Origin of the sequence: Cryptosporangium minutisporangium (genome assembly GCF_039536245.1) — a bacterium.
Taxonomy (GTDB): domain Bacteria; phylum Actinomycetota; class Actinomycetes; order Mycobacteriales; family Cryptosporangiaceae; genus Cryptosporangium; species Cryptosporangium minutisporangium.
This window is the reverse complement of record NZ_BAAAYN010000048.1, coordinates 47,253-65,356: the sequence shown is the minus strand read 5'-3', so window position 1 is coordinate 65,356 and position 18,104 is coordinate 47,253. Positions and strand designations below refer to the sequence as shown.

14 protein-coding genes and 1 pseudogene are annotated in these 18,104 nt (G+C 70.0%); 4 read left to right on the top strand and 11 right to left on the bottom strand.

Annotation, left to right across the window (positions count from 1 at the left end; genetic code table 11):
* Positions 1-8 precede the first annotated feature (8 nt).
* From ABEB28_RS34270 to ABEB28_RS34260, 3 genes are all read right to left on the bottom strand, one after another.
* Positions 9-929: a proline dehydrogenase family protein gene (locus ABEB28_RS34270; protein ID WP_345732415.1), complete on the bottom strand. Its 921-nt coding sequence runs from the start codon at positions 927-929 to the stop codon at positions 9-11.
* A gap of 221 nt (positions 930-1,150) precedes the next feature.
* Positions 1,151-1,999 carry a sugar phosphate isomerase/epimerase family protein gene (locus ABEB28_RS34265; RefSeq protein WP_345732414.1) on the bottom strand — a complete coding sequence of 283 codons (849 nt, stop codon included), beginning with the start codon at positions 1,997-1,999 and terminating at the stop codon, positions 1,151-1,153.
* Between the two features lie 82 nt (positions 2,000-2,081).
* A complete protein-coding gene (locus ABEB28_RS34260) occupies positions 2,082-3,068 on the bottom strand; it encodes a Ppx/GppA family phosphatase (RefSeq protein ID WP_345732413.1) in 987 nt (328 codons plus the stop codon).
* A 104-nt stretch (positions 3,069-3,172) separates the two neighbouring features.
* On the opposite strand from ABEB28_RS34260, the gene ABEB28_RS34255 reads away from it, so the two are divergent.
* Positions 3,173-3,961 (top strand): DUF3109 family protein, encoded by a 789-nt coding sequence (locus tag ABEB28_RS34255; RefSeq protein ID WP_345732493.1) that lies wholly within the window; start codon positions 3,173-3,175, stop codon positions 3,959-3,961.
* 75 nt (positions 3,962-4,036) lie between these two features.
* On the opposite strand, the gene ABEB28_RS34250 is transcribed toward ABEB28_RS34255, so the two are convergent.
* Positions 4,037-5,011 (bottom strand): helix-turn-helix domain-containing protein, encoded by a 975-nt coding sequence (locus ABEB28_RS34250; protein WP_345732412.1) that lies wholly within the window; start codon positions 5,009-5,011, stop codon positions 4,037-4,039.
* Between the two features lie 118 nt (positions 5,012-5,129).
* Here ABEB28_RS34250 and ABEB28_RS34245 point away from each other — a divergent pair, with 118 nt between their 5' ends.
* A complete protein-coding gene (locus ABEB28_RS34245) occupies positions 5,130-5,444 on the top strand; it encodes a hypothetical protein (protein ID WP_345732411.1) in 315 nt (104 codons plus the stop codon).
* Positions 5,445-5,642: 198 nt separating this feature from the next.
* On the opposite strand, the gene ABEB28_RS34240 is transcribed toward ABEB28_RS34245, so the two are convergent.
* Positions 5,643-6,323 carry a winged helix-turn-helix domain-containing protein gene (locus ABEB28_RS34240; protein WP_345732410.1) on the bottom strand — a complete coding sequence of 227 codons (681 nt, stop codon included), beginning with the start codon at positions 6,321-6,323 and terminating at the stop codon, positions 5,643-5,645.
* 368 nt (positions 6,324-6,691) lie between these two features.
* Positions 6,692-7,807: pseudogene (locus tag ABEB28_RS34235) on the bottom strand (sensor histidine kinase); the annotation flags it as partial.
* Between the two features lie 183 nt (positions 7,808-7,990).
* Here ABEB28_RS34235 and phoU point away from each other — a divergent pair.
* Complete coding sequence (phoU, locus tag ABEB28_RS34230) at positions 7,991-8,641, top strand: phosphate signaling complex protein PhoU (protein WP_345732409.1); 651 nt, start codon at positions 7,991-7,993, stop codon at positions 8,639-8,641.
* Between the two features lie 17 nt (positions 8,642-8,658).
* Positions 8,659-9,357, top strand: a complete 699-nt coding sequence (locus tag ABEB28_RS34225) for an HAD-IA family hydrolase (protein ID WP_345732408.1) — start codon at positions 8,659-8,661, stop codon at positions 9,355-9,357.
* Positions 9,358-9,543: 186 nt separating this feature from the next.
* Here ABEB28_RS34225 and ABEB28_RS34220 read toward each other — a convergent pair whose 3' ends face one another.
* The 5 genes from ABEB28_RS34220 to mshA form a co-directional block, all read right to left on the bottom strand.
* The gene (locus tag ABEB28_RS34220) at positions 9,544-10,299 is read right to left on the bottom strand and encodes a phosphoglyceromutase (RefSeq protein ID WP_345732407.1); all 756 of its coding nucleotides are present in this window, start codon (positions 10,297-10,299) and stop codon (positions 9,544-9,546) included.
* Between the two features lie 23 nt (positions 10,300-10,322).
* The gene (locus ABEB28_RS34215) at positions 10,323-12,566 is read right to left on the bottom strand and encodes a galactose-binding domain-containing protein (RefSeq protein ID WP_345732406.1); all 2,244 of its coding nucleotides are present in this window, start codon (positions 12,564-12,566) and stop codon (positions 10,323-10,325) included.
* A 1,211-nt stretch (positions 12,567-13,777) separates the two neighbouring features.
* Entirely contained in the window at positions 13,778-15,559 is a 1,782-nt protein-coding gene (locus ABEB28_RS34210) for an MFS transporter (RefSeq protein WP_345732405.1), read from the bottom strand.
* 642 nt (positions 15,560-16,201) lie between these two features.
* Positions 16,202-16,726: a type III secretion system chaperone family protein gene (locus ABEB28_RS34205; protein ID WP_345732404.1), complete on the bottom strand. Its 525-nt coding sequence runs from the start codon at positions 16,724-16,726 to the stop codon at positions 16,202-16,204.
* A gap of 17 nt (positions 16,727-16,743) precedes the next feature.
* Positions 16,744-18,051 carry a D-inositol-3-phosphate glycosyltransferase gene (mshA, locus tag ABEB28_RS34200; protein ID WP_376981586.1) on the bottom strand — a complete coding sequence of 436 codons (1,308 nt, stop codon included), beginning with the start codon at positions 18,049-18,051 and terminating at the stop codon, positions 16,744-16,746.
* Positions 18,052-18,104 lie beyond the last annotated feature (53 nt).

Sequence of the window (18,104 nt, the reverse complement as noted above, 5' to 3'; positions counted from 1 at the left end):
CCAGGTGTTCAGCGACTCGAGACCAGCGACCGGGCGAACAGCGCCACGTACGCCGGACGCTCCGCGAGGCGGCGCATCAGGTAGGGGTACCAGTCCCGTCCGTACGGCAGGTAGATCCGCACCGTGTAGCCGTCCCGTGCGAGTCGGCGCTGCTCGTCCGAGCGGACCCCGTAGAGCATCTGGAACTCGAAGGTGTCCGGGGTCCGGTCGTACCAGCGGGCCCGCTCCTCGCCGATCGCTACCAAGCGCGGGTCGTGTGTGGCGATCATCGGGTAGCCCTCGCCGGCCATCAGCACGTTCAGACAGCGGACGTACGACCGGTCGACGTCCAGCGCGTTCTCGAACCCGACCGACTCCGGCTCCGCGTAGGCGCCCTTGCACAGCCGCACCCGGGAGCCGGCGTGGGCCAGCTCGCGGCAGTCGGTCTCGGTGCGACGCAAGTACGCCTGCAGCACCGCGCCCGTGCTCGGGTAGTCGACCCGCAGCGTGCTCAGCGTGTCGAGCGTGAGGTCGGTGGTGGTGTGATCCTCCATGTCGAGGGTCACGGTGGTGCCGACCGCAGCGGCGGCCTGACAGATCTTCCGCGCGTTCTCGGTCGCGAGCTTCGGGTCGAGGCGCTGGCCCACGGCCGAAAGCTTCACGCTCACCTCGGCCGGCGGCGCGAGACCGGCGTGGGCCAGCGCGTCGAGGAGGCCGCAGTAGGCCTCCGTGGTCGCCGCCGCACCGGCCTCGTCCTCGGTGTCCTCGCCGAGTTGGTCGAGGGTGACCGCGAGGCCGTCCGCGATCAGCTCCTGACTCACCCGCACCGCATCGGCGACCTCGTCACCGGCGACGTAGCGGGCAACCAGGCTCCGGGCGACCGACGCGTTCGTAATCAGGCGCTCGACGGTCGGGGTGCGGGCCGCCGCGAGGATCGCCGTTCGAAGCATGGCTGGAGCCTAACGCGGCACCTCCGGCGCCCCTGCCCAGGGAATACCTCGCGTCGGCGCCCGGAAAGACCAACGCCCCCGGACGGGTGGGTCTCCCGGTCCGGAGGCGAGGCTCGGGGCGCCTTGGTGAGGCGTCCTTCGAAAGAGTACGAGCGTCCTACGAAATCTGCACGATATCGGGGGTCGCTGTCGCAACATGTGAGACGCACGGCCTCACGGCGTCATACCGCACCGAGGTGCGCGGCGGGCGCGGCCGGTGCGGCGAGATGGAGCCGCGCGAACGCCAGCGACTCGGCCAGGTCGGCTTCGCGCTGCTCGCGGTCGAGCCCGCGGGTCGAGACCTCGACCACGACCGAGCCGTTGAAACCGCGGCCGGCCAGGCGTTCGAGCACCGTTCCGCACGGCTGGTCGCCCCGGCCGGGGACGAGGTGCTCGTCCCGGAACAACCCGCTGCCGTCGCCGAGATGGACGTGCGCGAGCCGTCCTTCCATCCGATCGAGCAGCGCCAGCGCGTCGGTCCGCGCGACCGCGGTGTGCGACGTGTCGAGCGTGAAGTGCCGGTAGGGCGACGAGGTCGGGTCCCAGTGCGGCGCGTACGGGATGAACTCCCGGCCGCGGGCGCGCAGCGGGTACATGTTCTCGACGGCGAACTTCACCGGGGTCTCGGCGCTCATCTGCTCGACGCCCTCGACGAAGTTCCGCGCGTAGTCGCGCTGCCACCGAAAGGGCGGGTGCACGACGACGGTCTCGGCGCCCAGCACCTCCGCGGCCTCCTTCGACCGGCGCAGCCGCTCCCACGGGTCCGGGCTCCACACCCGCTGGGTGATGATCAGGCAAGGCGCATGGATCGCGAGCACCGGCAGGGCGTACCGCTGCTGCAGGTCGCGGAGGGCGTCGATGTCCTGGCTGACCGGGTCGGTCCACACCATGACCTCGACGCCGTCGTAGCCCAATGCGGCAGCCAGCTCGAACGCTGCCGGGGCACTCTCTGGGTACACCGAGGCAGTGGAGAGCCCGACTCTCGCGGCCGGAACCCGGACCGCCTGCGGTGTGTCGCCTTCCCTGGTCACTCCATCCAGGGTAGCCCCCGGCTGTTACCGACAACCGCCCCGTGTCCGTCCGTCCCGGTCTCCGAATGCACCAGACGCGTGACTAGGCGTTGGCCGGCTGCCGGTCGGTGACCACCTCGGGTAGCGAGGGATCCTGGATGCCGCTGTCGAGCCAGTCCAGACGCTGCAGGATCACGCCCTCGCGCAGGGCCCACGGGCAGATTTCGACCTCGGTCAGCCCGAGTCGGCGCATGGCCGCCTCGGCGACGACCGCGCCGGCGAGGAGCTGGTGAGCCCGGCCCGCGCTCACGCCCTCCAACTCGGCGAGGTCGGTGGCGGAGATGCGGGAGATGAACTCGGTGACCTGGCGGAGGCCGTTGAGGGTCAGTACCCGGCGGACGCGCGGTCCGGCGGCGGACGGCGCTGCGCCGGACAGCCGGGCCAGCGTCCGGAACGTTTTGGACGTGGCCACCGCACGGTCGATCTCGCCGGCCTCGGCGACGCCCTCCGCGACCGGATCGAGCGTCCCCTCCACGTACTCCCGGAGCTCGGCGATCTCCTTCCGGCTCGGCGGGTCGTTCGACAGCCGCTCCCGCGTCAGCCGCCCGGCCCCGAGCGGCACCGACAGCGCCAAGTCGGGGCTCTCGTCGACGCCGACCGCGATCTCCAGTGAGCCGCCGCCGATGTCCAGGCAGAGCAGCCGCCCCGCCGACCAGCCGAACCATCGGCGCACCGCGAGGAACGTCAGCCGGGCTTCGTCGTCGCCGGAGAGCACCGAGAGGTGGACGCCGGTCTCCTTCCGGACCTTCTGCAGGACCTTCTCGCCGTTGCGCGCCTCCCGGATCGCCGAGGTGGCGAACGCGAGTATGTGGTCGACCTCCAGGCGCCGAGCCGCGTCCTTGGCCGACGTCACGGCGTCCAGCAGGGAGTTCGCGCCCTTGTCCGAGAGTTTGCCGTTGTTGCCGACCGCCTCGGCGAGCCTGAGCACCGATTTCTCCGAGTAGGCCGGTGTGGGGTGACCACCCCGGCGAGCGTCTACCACCAGCAAGTGGACGGTGTTCGACCCAACGTCCAGAACCCCCAGGCGCATACCCGAACGGTACGCCCTGCTTCATCCCGCCTACGGCCTGGTCACCCAGAGTTCATCGCAGCCAACGTACGCTGGCGATCGTGGCTCGCACGGTGGAACTTCCGATGCCCCGCCCGCGCGATGCGGAGGTCGGGCTCGACTTCCCTCGCGAGTGGCTGGAGTTGATCGACCCGGCCGACCCGGAGCACGTCGTCAAGGCCGATCTGACCTGGTTGCTCTCCCGGTGGACCTGCATCTACGGCGCCGGCTGCCACGGGGTGGTGGAGGGTCGCGCGGAGACCGGCTGCTGCAGCCACGGCGCCTTCTTCACCGACCAGGACGACGTGACCCGCGTCGCCGCGTTCGTGAATCGCCTCGGCCCGGCGGACTGGCAGTTCTACCGGCCGGGGGACGCCGACGCGTGGACCGAGCGCGACTCGGTCGGCGACGAGGACGACCGGCTGCGTACCGCCGTGGTGGACGGCGCGTGCCTGTTCCACAACCGCGAAGGCTTCCCGGGCGGCGCCGGGTGCGCACTGCACGCGCTGGCGCTGCGCGAAGGGCTGCATCCGCTGGAGACCAAACCGGACGTCTGCTGGCAGCTGCCGGTGCGCCGGGAGCAGGAGTGGGTGACGCGGACCGACGGGACCCAGGTCCTCGTCGACACGCTCGGCGAGTTCGACCGACGTGGATGGGGCGAGGGCGGGCACGACCTGCACTGGTGGTGCACGTCCGCGCCGGAGGCGCACGTCGGCGTCGAGCCGCTGTACCGGACGTACGGGCCCGAGCTCACCGCGCTGATCGGCGAGAGCGCCTACGCGGAACTCGCGCGCCTCTGCGCGGCACGGGAGGCGCGCGGGCTGATCGCGCCCCACCCCGCCACCGTGGAAGCCTCCCGCCTCGCCGGCGAGTAGCGACCCCGCGCTCAGTTACGCCGAATCCGTCCCCACGGCGCCCGTGGAGACGGATTCGGCGTCAATCGGCGCGGATCAGGCGGCGCCCTCTTCCTCGGGGCACTCGGAGGCGGCGCGGAACGCGCGGCGGTAGTCGCGCGGCGGCACCCCCCGGCGGCGGACGAATTGGTCACGCAGTGCCGCGGCGGTACCGAACCCGACCCGCCTGGCGACCTCCTCCACCGGCAGGTCGCCACCCTCGAGCAGCTCCTCGGCCCGGTGCAGCCGCTGCGCGAGCAGCCAGGCGCGCGGCGTGGTGCCGGTGGTGGCCCGGAAGTGCCGCGCGAAGCTGCGCGGGCTCATCAGCGCCTTGGTCGCCAGCACCTCGACGGTGAGCGGCTGGTGCAGGTTCTCCCGCATCCAGGCCAGCACCTCGACGAGCCGGTCGGAGTCACCGACCTCGGGCAGCGGCGAGACGATGTACTGCGCCTGTCCCCCGTCCCGGTGCGGTGGAACCACGACCGAGCGGGCCAGTGCGTTCGCCACCCGGGCGCCGTACTCGCGGCGCACCCAGTGCAGGCAGAGGTCGAGCCCGGCCGCACTACCGGCGCCGGTGAGCACCCGCCCCTCGTCCACGTAGAGGACGTCGGCGTCGATCGTCACCTGCGGGAACGCGTCGGCGATGAAGGTGGAGCTGCGCCAGTGCGTCGTCGCGCGGCGTCCGTCGAGAAGACCGGCCGACGCGAGCACGAACGTGCCCGAACAGAAGCCCATCAGCGTGGCGCCCCGGTCGTACGCGCGGCGGAGGGCGTCGAGGTAGGGCTCCGGTGGGTGGGTGTAGTCCTCCCACGGCAGCACCAGGACGAGATCGGAGTCGTCGATCCGGCTGAAGTCGCCGTCGAGCTGGATGGTGGCACCGTAGCGGGTGCGGATCGGGCCCTCTTCGGCCGGCACGATCGCGAAGTCGAAGGGGGGCAGGCCGATATCGGTGCGGTCGTAACCGAAGACTTCGGTGACGATCCCCCACGTCAGCGCGCCGACGTTGGTAGGCGAAACGCCGGTAACGATCATGGGGACCATGATGGCAGTTTTCTTGCGCTCAGAGGAACCCTGACATTGGCAGTTTTCTTGGGGTGGTGGTCACGATTGCCACTCACACCCCGAACCGCTCGGACGCGAAGCTTCTCGCATGTTCGCTATCGATTGCCACCACCACGGCGCACGCACCCTGGCCAGCACTGACGACATCCGGCGTATGGACCACACCGACCACGGCATCGTGATGGAGGTGGAGTGCTGGTGCGGCGGGATCGTCACGGTAGTCACCGGCCGCGCCGCCACCACCCAGCCCGCACGAGCCGCCTCCACCCCGGCTGCCCCGGCCGCAGTCGCCACCCCCGCCACCGTTGCCGCCTCGGCCACTTCCGCTACCGCGGTCACCTCGGCCATCGCTGCCAGCCCGACCAGCGACCGGGAGTTGGTCGGCTGCGGCACCGCGGCGTGACCCGAACTGCGCCGCTGCCCGACGTCCACCAGAAGCAGTTGCGGTTGAAGCGCCGTCAGGCGCGCCGCAGTTGTCTGAACCTGGAGCCCGCTGAGGGGCGTCGGGGACAGTCGAGCGCCCCGACGCCGTGACCTTGGCCCTTGGCGTCATAAGGAGGCGCGCTCGCCTGTCATCCGTCGTCCTCAGCGGGCCGCCCACTCAAGCTTCGAATTTGTAGCCCAGCCCTCGCACTGTGACGAGGTACTGCGGGTGGCTCGGCGACGGCTCGATCTTGGCCCGCAGCCGCTTGACGTGGACGTCGAGCGTCTTGGTGTCGCCCACGTAGTCCGCACCCCAGATCCGGTCGATGAGCTGCCCACGCGTGAGCACCCGCCCGGCGTTCCGCAGCAGCATCTCCAGGAGCTCGAACTCCTTGAGCGGGAGCGAGATGCTCGTACCGTTCACCGTGACCGTGTGCCGGTCGACGTCCATCCGGACCGGACCGGCCTCCAGGGTCGCCGGCGTCAGCTCCTCCGGCTCGGTCCGCCGCCGCAGCACGGCCCGGATCCGGGCGACCAGCTCCCGCGGTGAGTACGGCTTCGTCACGTAGTCGTCGGCGCCGATCTCCAGCCCGACGACCTTGTCGATCTCCCCGTCCCGCGCGGTGACCATGATGATCGGCACCGTCGAGCGCGCCCGCAGGGTCCGGCAGACCTCGGTGCCGGACAGGCCCGGCAGCATGACGTCGAGCAGCACGATGTCGGCGCCGGCCCGATCGAACTCGGTCAGCGCGTCCGGGCCGGTGGCGGCGAGCCCGACCTCGAATCCCTCCTTACGGAGCATGTACGACAAGGCGTCCGAGAACGACTCCTCGTCTTCGACCACCAGAACTCGGGTCACGCTTCACCTCTCGTTACTGCTGTGGGGCGTTGGGTCGGGGTCTCGAGGCCCCGGGTTTCGTCCGCGTTCGCCTCGTCGGGCGCGTCGGTGCGCTCCGTGGCTTCCGCATCGGCTGTTTGCCGGTCTCCGGACCGGACCGGGTCGGACTCCCGGGCCGTCAGGACCGGAGCGGGTACCGCGTCCGGGCCGTCCGCTGCACTGGCGGCTACGGGGGGCGCCGTCTCCCTGGCGGTCGAGGCATCCGCGTCTAACTCCCCCGGGCGGTTCGGACGGCCGGGATCGGCCTCGCCGCCGGAGAACTCGGCCAAGCCGTCGAAGTCCTCGAGAGCGTCGAAGTCCTCGAAGCCGGGCGAGTCGCAGCCGGGGTCGGGCAGGCGCAGCGTGAACGTCGAGCCGGATCCCTCCACGCTCCAGACGTCCACGCTGCCACCGTGGTTGGTCGCGATGTGCTTGACGATCGCCAGGCCGAGGCCGGTGCCGCCGGTCGCCCGCGAGCGCGCCGGGTCGGCCCGGTAGAAGCGCTCGAAGATCCGGTCGAGGTCGGCCTCGCCGATGCCCATGCCCTGGTCGGACACGGAGATCTCGATCAAGTGGCCGCGCCGCCGCGTGCCGATCGCGACCCGGGTGCGCTCCGGGCTGTACGTGACCGCGTTCTCGACCAGGTTGACGATCGCGGTGACCAGCTGGCTCTCGTTGCCTTCGACGACCAGGCCGCGCTCGCCGCCGGAGACGACCGTGATCGACTTGCCCTCGGCCAGCGTCCGGGTGCGGTCGACCACCTCGGAGACCACGCGGTCCACCGGCACGGCGACGGGCTCGGGCAGCGGGTCGGCGCCCTGGAGGCGGGACAGCTCGATGAGCTCCTGCACCAGGCGGCCGAGCCGGCCGGACTCCAGGCGGATGCGCTCGGCGAACCGCTGCACGGTGGCGGGGTCGTCGACCGCGTCGAGCATCGCCTCGGCGAGCAACGAGAGCGCGCCCACCGGCGTTTTGAGCTCGTGGCTGACGTTCGCGACGAAGTCACGGCGGACATTGGCCAACCGGTGCGCCTCGGTGACGTCCTCCACCTGCATCACGGCGTGGCCGCTGACGCCGAGCGGGGCGGCCCGGACCCGAACCCCCAACGGTTCCAGGCCGCGCCCGCGCGGCAGCTCCACCTCGGTCTCGCGCACCTCGCCGATCTGCCGAACCTGTCGGCTGAAGGCGCGAAGCACCGAATGTCCGATCCGACCGTCCCGGACAACCCCTAGCCTACGTGCCGCGGGGTTCGCGAGCACGACATCGTCGCGCGGATCCAGAACAACTACGCCGATTCCCAACCCGTCCAGGCTCCGACGGGCCAGATCGAGGTCCAGCGGGGTCACCGGCGCGGGTGCCACCTCGGGTTGCTGCGGACGCCGGACCAGGGCGAAAAGGACGGCACCGACGACCGCCCCCAGCAACACAGCGGGGACGCCGATGAGCAGCGCCGATGCAAGATCCACGGCAACGATCGTAAGAGGCTGCACGTCCGTGGTGACCCTAACGTGACCTGCTGACCGAAATCTGCGGCAGCTGTTCACCGGAAAGCCGCCCAAGCTTCAAGGGATCGACACCGGTCGGGAAAGCCCGGCGCGCCCCCCACGCACTAACGTCGAGGAAACTGCCGGGCATCCCACGGAGCTTCCATGCGTGACTCGTTCCACGGCGAGCTCTCGAAGATCAACGAGATCCTCGTCCGGATGACCGACCTTGCGCGCGTGGCGATGGATTCAGCCACGACGGCGCTGCTCACCTCCGACCTCCGACTCGCCGAGGCCGTCATCTCCGGTGACGCGCAGATCGACGCGCTCCACCGCGAGCTGGAGGAGCGCTCGATGGACTTGCTGGCTCGCCAGCAGCCGGTCGCGGTCGACTTAAGGACGATCATCGGCGGTCTGCGGATGGTCTCGTCGCTCGAGCGGATGGGCGACCTGGCGCGGCACGTCGCGACGATCGCCCGGATGCGGTACCCGGAGTGTGCGGTCCCCGCCGACCTGAAGCCGATCTTCGTCGAAGCCGCACTGGTGGCCGACAAACTCGTCGTGAAGACCCGCGACGTCCTGGTCGAGAGAGATGTGTCACTCGCGGTCGAGATCACCAAGGACGACGACCGGATGGACGAGCTCCACCGGGAACTGTTCGCCCGGGTGCTGGACGAGAACTGGACCCACGGCATGGAGGCGGCGATCGACGTGACGCTGCTCGGCCGGTTCTACGAGCGCTACGCCGACCACGCGGTTTCGCTGGCCAGGCGGATGGTGCAACTAGTGACGGGTGTGCTGCCGGCCAGCGCCTGAGGAAGAATGCGGTCGTGATGGCCGCACGAACGCACCTGGATCGTCTTGCCCACCCGGAGACGTGGTCGACGACGCTCGCCGGGATCCTCTTCGATCTCGACGGCACGCTGGTCGACTCCACCGCGGTCGTCGAGCGCCAGTGGTGGACGTTCCTCGACTGGTACAACCTGCCGGCCAACGCGTTCCCGGAGCCGCTGCACGGCAAGCGGGCCGAGGACCACATCCGCAACCTCCTACCGGCCGATCAGGTAGCCGACGCCGTCGCGCGGCTCTCCGCGCTGGAGGCCACCGACATCGCCGGCGTAGCGGCCGTCCCCGGAGCGACACGGTTGCTGGACGCCGTCGCGGGCGTGGTGCCGTGGGGCATCGTGACCAGCGGGACGATGGCCGTCGCCACGGCCCGGCTGGCGGCAGCCGGGCTACCGACGCCGGGCGTGCTGGTGACCGCGGAGGACGTGCGGGCCGGCAAGCCGGACCCGGAGCCCTACGTGATCGGCTTGGAGCGGCTGGGCGCCGCCGGGCCGGTCGTCGTCGTCGAGGACGCGCCCGCCGGGATCCGCTCCGGACGGGACGCGGGATGCCCGGTGGTCGCGGTGACGACGTCTCACCCGGCGGAGGAGCTCGCCGAGGCGGACGTCGTCGTGCCCGATCTGACGTCGATCGATCTGACGGCCCCGGCTCGCGACGACAGCGCAGTCCTGACCGCGGCGCGCTGACACCCCGGCGGGCGCCCACCTCGAGCGGTTTCTCCTGAAGCGCCGCCACGCGCGGATTTGTACTGGTTACGGACCTGGAGCCCGCCCAGGACGAGGCTGGCGTCCGCGCTCAAGGCCGCCTCGACCTTGCTGTGGTCTCAAGGCCTTATGCGCGGCCGTCAGCCTCGTTCTGGGCGGGCCGTGCACTTAGCGGCCCTGGGAGGCTACGGCGGCGGCTGCGGTCGCGGCCGCCTCGGGGTCGAGGTACGTGCCGCCGGGGTTGGTCGGCTTCAGGGCGGCGTCCAGGTCGTACCGCAGCGGAATGCCGGTCGGGATGTTCAGGCCGGCGATCGCCTCGTCGCTGACGCCGTCCAGGTGCTTCACCAGCGCCCGCAGCGAGTTGCCGTGCGCCGCGACCAGCACGGTCTTGCCCGCCTGCAGATCCGGGACGATCGAGTCGTACCAGTACGGCAGGGTCCGCACGAGCACGTCTTTCAGGCACTCGGTCCGCGGCCGGATCTCCGGCGGCAGCGCCGCGTACCGCGCATCGTTGAACTGCGACCACTCGGCGTCCTCGTCGAGCGGCGGCGGCGGAGTGTCGTACGAACGGCGCCAGAGCATGAACTGCTCCTCGCCGAACTCCTCCAGCGTCTGCTTCTTGTTCTTGCCCTGCAGCGCGCCGTAGTGCCGCTCGTTCAGGCGCCAGCTGCGGGTGACCGGAATCCACATCCGGTCGAGGGCGTCCAGCGCGAGGACGGACGTCCGGATGGCCCGGCGCAGCACCGACGTGTGCAGGACGTCCGGCAGCAGACCGGCATCCTTCAGCAGCTCGCCGCCGCGCCGAGCCTCGTCCTCGCCCTTGGCCGTCAGGTCGACGTCGACCCATCCGGTGAACAGGTTCTTCGCGTTCCACTCGCTCTCGCCGTGGCGGAGCAGAACCAGGGTTCCGATCGCTGCACTCATACCCTCAGCGTGCCAGACCACGGTCAGGACTCCGCATGCACCACGGAGATGGAGTACGGCGGCAACGTCACCTTCGACGAGGACTGGTGGGTCTTGGTCGGCGGGAAGCTCTTCGTGGGCTTGCCGCCGCTCTCCTCCACCGAACCGGGCTTCCAGTCGTAGTGGTCCTGGGAGTACTGGTACATGTGGTACGGCCCGCTGAGGTCGCCGCCGGAGCCCTCCAGCTTGACCGAGACCTCCTTCTTCGGGTCCTTGTTGATCAGCAGGATCGAGATCTTGCCGTCCGGTCGCCGGACCGCCCACGAGGTGACCTGCGGGTTGCCGTCGGCCAGCTTGAGGTCGGACTTCGCCTTCAGCATCTGATGCTTCTCGTTGCCCGGCTTCACCCAGTGGCGGGTCACCAGCTGCGCCGCGTAGTACCCGACCAGCGGCCGGATTTTGAAGTCCTCGTAGAACTGCAACATCATCAGGTTGCCGAACGTGTTACACGGCTTGCCCTCTTCCTCCTGGAAGACCCAGTTGGGTTCGAGGCCGTAGAAGTAGCTGGTGTGGCCACCCACCTCGAGGTGCATCGCCGCGGTCTCGACGTTGACGATCGCGCCCGGGAACTCCAGCTCGACCTGCCCGGCGAACGACGAGTAGCCGTACTCGGTGATCACCATCGGGACGTCACGCGGCAGACCGTTCTTGTACTGCTTCTCGATCTGCTCGTAGAAGAGCTTGGGGTGCTCGGCGATCTGCTTGTCGTGCTTACCGCAGACGTCGTCGAACGGGTACCACTCGAACGAGAAGAAGTCGAAGTCCTCCATCCGGCCCTTGGCCTTCAGGTACTTCACGAACCGGCTCGTCCACGAGTTGTCCCCGTTGGCATCCCGCCAGTGGATCCAGTCCGGGATGACCGTCTGGTAGCCGGGACCGCCCATCTGGACGTTCGGATCGACCTTCTTGATCGCGTCGGCCACCTGCATGTAGAGCTGCGCGTAGTCCTCCGGCGTGGCCAGCTGACCGTCCGGCTCCTCACCCATCTCCACCTGGAAGAACGGGAACTTCTTCTTCTTGAGGTAGGAGACGAGCGCGGCGGCGTCGTCGGGGATGCCGTAGAGCACCGGCACCGGGATCATCATCGGCTCGTTGTTGGTCAGGCCACTGCCGTACGTGCGCTCGAAGCTCGCGTGCTCGTAGTCCTTGTCCATGTCGGTGGCCTTGTGCCACGGGTCGGTGGACGAGACCCACGTGGGCGACTGCTCCTGGTCCTTGCGGTGCACGAGGTGGTCGACGAACGAGCCGTCCTTCGTGTAACCGATCGAGAGCTCACGCACCGAGTAGCCGAGCCGGTCGCGGATGTCGGTGGAGCCGGCCGGTCCGGTTCCGGAGCCCTCCGACATCAAGATGCGGACGAACTGCGTGCTCACCGGCGAGTCGGCCACCGTGACGGTCTGCTTGCCGCCCGTGCCGTCGTGCGCGGCGTTCGGGAAGTCTTTCCAGTTCGCCGTCGGGTGCGCGGGGTGGATCGCGTCGTTACTGCCGGACCAGTACTGGACCTTGAACTTCGACGCGTACGGGTCGCCCCAGTTGATCGTGATGTCCTGCACCGGCTTCTCGTAGCCGAGGCCGATCATGATCCACTGCTGGTGCTCGGTGCTCGGCCGCTTGGTGAAGTGCGGGTCGAGGTACGGGTTGCTCTTCCAGAAGCTCGTCGGGTCACCGTCGGTGATCTTGGCGAACGCGTCGTTGTTCGCCTGGTCGATCGTGTTGCCACGACGCGGCAGGTGGTACCCGTACGAGACGCCGGCGTCCTTCTCGATGACGTCGCTGGACGTCCAGTACCCCTCCTTCTTGGCGGGGTTGCTCCAGGTGCCGACCGGGTTCCAGTGCCAGGCCTTGACGCCGAGCTCGGTACGGAGCCGGTAGCTGATCGCGCCCCAGCCGGCGGACTTCATCGCGGTGATGTTCTTCTGCGTCCAGACCTTGGCGATCTCACCGCCTTCCAGACCGTCGACGCCGGCGCCGAGCTGCTTGTGCGGCTGGAACTCGTTGATCGTCTCGTTCAGGGCGACGGTGACGGTGCCGTCGGCGGAGCCGCTGAGCAGGTGCAGCGGCGGCCGGACGTTGCTGTCCCCGGCCGCCAGCACGACGACGAGAATCACCGCGGCGAGCGAGATCAGCTTCGGGCGCTGCCAGAGCGGCCGCTCGTCGGGGAGCTTGCGGGCACCGTCGCGGCCACGACGGTGCCCGCCGCCGTGGATCGGAGTGCCACCGGGGCTCACCGGAATGCTGCTCACCGGCGCGGCGGCGGCGGTCCCCGCCGACCAGTCCACGTCGGCCGTCGCGGCGGCCGCGGGGCCTGCCGACCAACCGAGCTCGGTCGGGGGAGGCCCGGGCGGCACCGCTGACGCCGCAGGTACGGACGCCGGGCTGCTGACCGGGCGCGCGCTGCTCACCGGGCGCGCACTACTCACCGGGCGCGCACTACTCACCGGCCGTGCACCACTGACCGGGCGTGCACCACTGACCGGGCGCGCGCCGCTGACCGGGGCGGCACCGCTGGTGGGCGCGGACGACCGGCCGCCACGCGGTGGCGGGGGCGGCNCACCGGGCGCGCACTACTCACCGGCCGTGCACCACTGACCGGGCGTGCACCACTGACCGGGCGCGCGCCGCTGACCGGGGCGGCACCGCTGGTGGGCGCGGACGACCGGCCGCCACGCGGTGGCGGGGGCGGCGAGCCGTACTGGTCCTGCCCGGACCCGTATTGGTATTGGCCCTGTCCGGAGCCGTACTGGTACTGGTCTTTGCCGGACCCGTACTGGTACTGGTCCTGCCCGGAGCCGTACTGGTCCTGCCCGGAGCCGTACTGGTCCTGCCCGGAGCCGTACTGGGACGGCGACCCGTACACGGACCCGCCGCCCTGGTTCGACGAGCCGTACTCGTTCGAGCGCCCCCCGTACTCACCCGAGCGGTACTCGGAACCGCCGTACTCGGAACCCCCGTACTGGGAACCCCCGTACTCGGAACCCCCGTACTCGGAACCCCGGTACCCGGAGCCGCCGTACTCGGTTCCGCCGTACTGGGTCGGGGTATTCGGCGGGCCGTACTGCCGTGGGGGCATTGGCGCGCCACTCACCGGCGGCATCGGTGGGGGCGGCGGGGGGGCGGAAGCGGCACCGGCCGCCCGATCGTCCCACTCGTCGGGCTGGCCATTGTGGTTCCACCCACCTGGCCCGCCGGCACCGTACTGACCACCTGCGTTCACGCTGCTCCCTGCTCGACCGGCACAGGGCAACCGTCAACTGTTACCCCGTCGAGCGCGATCGTAGGCAGCACGCGCCGCTACAAAATCGCCCCGCCAGCCCGCAAAACAGTGCGAATCACTCGTGTTCCGAGCAAACTTTTAGGCACTAGCTAAGCATCCTTTAAGAGAATTCACAGGAACGCGATTCGGTCACTCGATCCCCACTAAAAGGCGGAAATCATCATCTTATGCAACCGAACCAGGTGTCCCACCTCGAACTTTGGCCTCGCCTGCCAGCCCAGCGGTGTCGTCCCGATCGTCGGCCGGATCCTCCGCCGAGTCGGCGGTCGGCTCCGATCCCGCCACAGCGGCGTCCGGCGCCGAACGTTCCGAGTCCCCGGCGGCCGTCTCCGTCCTGACCGTCGAGTTCTCGTCCTCCACCGCGGTACCTGACCCTGCCGCGGACGCCCCCGATGTGGGACCGGGCAGTGCGGACCCGGCCACCACTCGTCGGCGCTTCGGGAGGAACAGGATCGCGACGATCGCCCCGAGCCACGCCACCACTGCCGAGCCGGCGGCGGTCAGATGCATGGCGTCCACGAAGGCGTCTTTGGCAGCCTCGACCAACGCGAGCGCGTCGCCGGCCGACGAGGGCGCGGAAGCGGCCAACCGACCGGCCGCCTCCAGCGCACCACCGATCGACTCCCCCGCGTCGTCGCGGGCTGCCGGCGGCAGCACGTCGACGGCGTCGCCGAGGTGCGAGCGGTAGGACGCCGAGAGCAGCGACCCCATGATCGCCACGCCGAGCGCACCACCGACCATTCGTACCGTGTTGTTCACGGCGGATCCCGCGCCTGCCTTCTCCCTCGGCACCGCCGACATGACCGCCTCGGTGGCCGGCGCCATCGTGTTGCCCATGCCGAACCCGAGCGCGAACACGATGATCTCGATCGCCCAGATCGGGGTGTCCCGCCCGACGAACGAGTAGGCACCGAGCGCGAGCCCGACTAGCGTCATGCCGAACGCCACGACGACCCGCGTGCCGAACCGCTGGGCCATCGCGGCCGAGCGCGGCGCGGCCAGCCCGATCCCGACCGCGACCGGCACGACCAACAGCCCGGCTTCCAGCGGCGAGTAGTCCCGGACCGCCTGCCAGAAGTAGGCCAGGAAGAACGTGGCGCCTTGCATCGCGAAGAAGACCAGACCGATGCTGACCGCTCCGGCCGAGAACGCCGCGTTCTTGAACAGGCTGACGTCCAGCGACGGATGGCTGCTGCGCGCCTCGACGAACACGAACAGCCCGACCAGCGCGATGCCACCGACGATCGGCACGAGCACAGCCGGGCTACCCCACTCGGTGGTCTCGCCGCCGTGGATGATGCCGTACACCAGCAGCGACAGGCCGGCGATCGACAGCAGGACGCCGAACGGGTCGATCCGGCCGGGCGACGGGTCCTTCGACTCCGGCACCACCAGCGCGATCGCCACCACGCCGACCAGCACGAACGGGACGTTGACCAGGAAGACCGAGCCCCACCAGAAGTGCTCCAGCAGCAGCCCGCCGGTGACCGGACCGATCGCGATGCCGATCCCGGAGAAGCTCGCCCAGATACCGATCGCCTTGCCGCGTTCGGACGGGTCGAAGACGTTGGTGATCACCGAGAGCGTCTGCGGCTGCACCAGCGCGGCGCCGATGCCCATCAGCGCACGCGTGGTGATCAGCTGGCCGGGAGTCTCGGCGAACGCGGACGCCACCGACGCCAGACCGAAGACGATCATGCCGACGATCAGGAAGCGGCGGCGCCCGTAGCGGTCACCGAGGACGCCCGCGCTGAACATCAGCCCGGCGAAGACCAGCGTGTAGGAGTTGATCGCCCATTCCATCTGCGACTGGGTCGCGCCCAGGTCCGCCTGGATGGTCTTCAGGGCCACGTTCAGGATCGTGTTGTCCAGGATCACGACGAGCAGGCAGACCACCAGCACGCCGAGAATCAGCCACCGACGGCGATGGATGCTCTCTTTCTCCACGTCTCCGGACGCTACTGCTCGATCATTGCGCCCTGCAACTTTTCTGATCTACGCCTGCCTGGCGGGCGCCGGTCGCTTCCGCAACCGCCGTGCGAGACCTCGAGCCGCGACGCCCCGGCCCGCCCGTGCGTGGTTCCGGCCCACCCTCCCTTGCTGGGGGTATGCAGTGCGCGGCCCGCCGAGGACGACGCTGGCAGGCGAGCGCGAGGCCTCTAGACCACCCCAAGGTCGAGGCGCCCTCGCGCTCGACTGCCAGCCCCGCCCTCGGCGGGCTCCAGGTTCATACAAAGCACGCGCCTGACGGCGCTCCGGGGACGGGACCCCCGTGCGGCGCCCGTCGCTGTCACGCTCTCCGGGTGACCGCATATGGGGTGGCCGTGCTTCCGGTTGACCGCGCACACGGCCGTCGTCTTCTCGGGGCCAGGGCCTACATGGTTGTCGCGCTCTCGGGGTGAGCGCACGCATGGTTGTCGCGCTCTCTGGGTGAGGGCGCACGTGGTTGTCGCGCTCTCTGGGTGAGGGCGCAAATGGTTGTCACCGAGTCCGGGCTATGGCACGGAAAACGCAGCATCCATCGCAGGCCAGCACGGAAGGCGCGACAACCATCTGGGCGCCCACACTGGCCGCACCTACCGCCGCCGTTCAGTCCTCGGCGGCGGGACGGTCCGCCGGCGCATCGGATCCCGCCCAATCGGCGAAAGCTTGGAGGTTGGCGAGGGACTCGCCGCGCTTCACCCGCCAGGCCCACTCCCGGCGGATCGCCGTCGGGAAGCCGATCTCGAGCATCGTGTTGAAGCTCCCGTCGGAGTACTCGAGCACCGCGCCGAGGATCCGGTCGAGTTCGTCCGGCGTCACGGAGGACAGCGGCAGCCGCCCGGTGAGGTACACGTCACCGGCCTTGTCGATGCTGAACGACACCCCGTACATCCGCGCGTTCCGAGTCAGCATCCAGGCGTGCAACTCTTCCCGGTTCTCGTCCGGGTGCCGCATGACGAAGGCCTCGACCCGCAGCGAGTGATCGCCGATCGTCAGGTTGGCGAGCGTCTTCTGCTTCCGCGTCCCGGGCAACGTGACGACGAAGCCGCCGCCGGGCGTCCGCTCGTACTCGGCGTCCCGCTCCTTGAGGAACTCCTCGGCCAGCGCGCTCAACTCGTCCTTCGTCGCCACGAAACCCCTCCCAACGATCAGACGCCGGCGACGGTCAGATCACCCTGACGCTGGCGCATTGCGGCACGGTACCCGTCCAGAAGTCCGTCGGCAGTGCGCTGCCACGAGAACCGCGCAGCATGCCGCACCCCGCCTCGACCGAGCGCCGCCCGGTACCGCGGCTCGGCGATCAGCCGGCCGAGTACCCGGGCGTAGTCGCTCGGATCGTGCGAGTCCACCAGTACCCCGGAGACCCCGTCCGCGACCGCGGTTCGTAAACCACCGACCGCCGCGGCCACCACGGGTGTGCCGCACGCCTGCGACTCCACCGCCACCAATCCGAAAGACTCGTTGTGGCTCGGTACGACCGTCACGTCCGCGGCGCGATAGAGCCGGCCGAGTTCGTCCGGCGGCAGCGGATCGAGGAAGCGCACCAGGTCGGTGACGCCGAGCGCAGCCGCCAGCCGACGCAGCGCCGCGGGCTCCCCCATGCCGTTACCACTCGCACCACCGCACACCACCACGGTCAGCGAGCTCCGCAGCGCCGGGTAGAGCGCGACCAGCTCGGCCGCGGCCCGCACCAGGATGTCCGGTGCTTTCAACGGCTGGATCCGCCCGACGAACAGCAGCACGGTGTTGTCCTCGGGCAGCCCGAAGCGACGCCGGGCGACGCGTTGGTCACCGGGACGGAAGCGGCCCAGGTCGACGCCGGGCGCCACGGTGGCCACCCGGTCGGTGTCGGCACCGTAGAGGTCGATCAGCTGACGGGCCTCGGCCGGCGTGTTCGCGACCAGCAGGTCGGCGTCCGAGACGACCTGCTCCTCACCGAAGACGCGGCTGGCCGGCTCGGGCTTGTCGCCGTCCGCGAGCGCCGCGTTCTTCACCTTCGCGAGCGTGTGCGCGGAGTGCACCAGCGGCACGCCCCAGCGCATCCGGGCAAGGCTGCCGACCTGACCGGAGAGCCAGTAATGGGAGTGCACGAGGTCGTACCAGCCGGGCTCGTGGTGGGCCTCGGCTTCGAGCACCGCGCCGGAGAACGTGCAGAGCTGGCCGGGCAGCTCGTCGCGCCCCAACCCCTCGTACGGGCCTGCGGGCACGTGCCGCACCAGCACCCCGGGTGCCATCTCGACGATCGGCGGCAGCTCCGAGGACGTGGCCCGGGTGAAGATCTCGACCTGGACGCCGGCCGTGGCCAGACGTCGCGAGACCTCGGCCACGTAGACGTTCAGTCCACCTGCGTCGCCCGTTCCTGGCTGATCTAGCGGAGAGGTATGGAGCGTGATCGTCGCGACTCGTCGCGGCAACTCCCTACCGTCCGGCCGGCGACGGCGGGTGGAGAACGGCACCCGAGACTCCCCTCGACGAGGTACGACCTCTGCAGCAAGACTTCGTCGGTCTT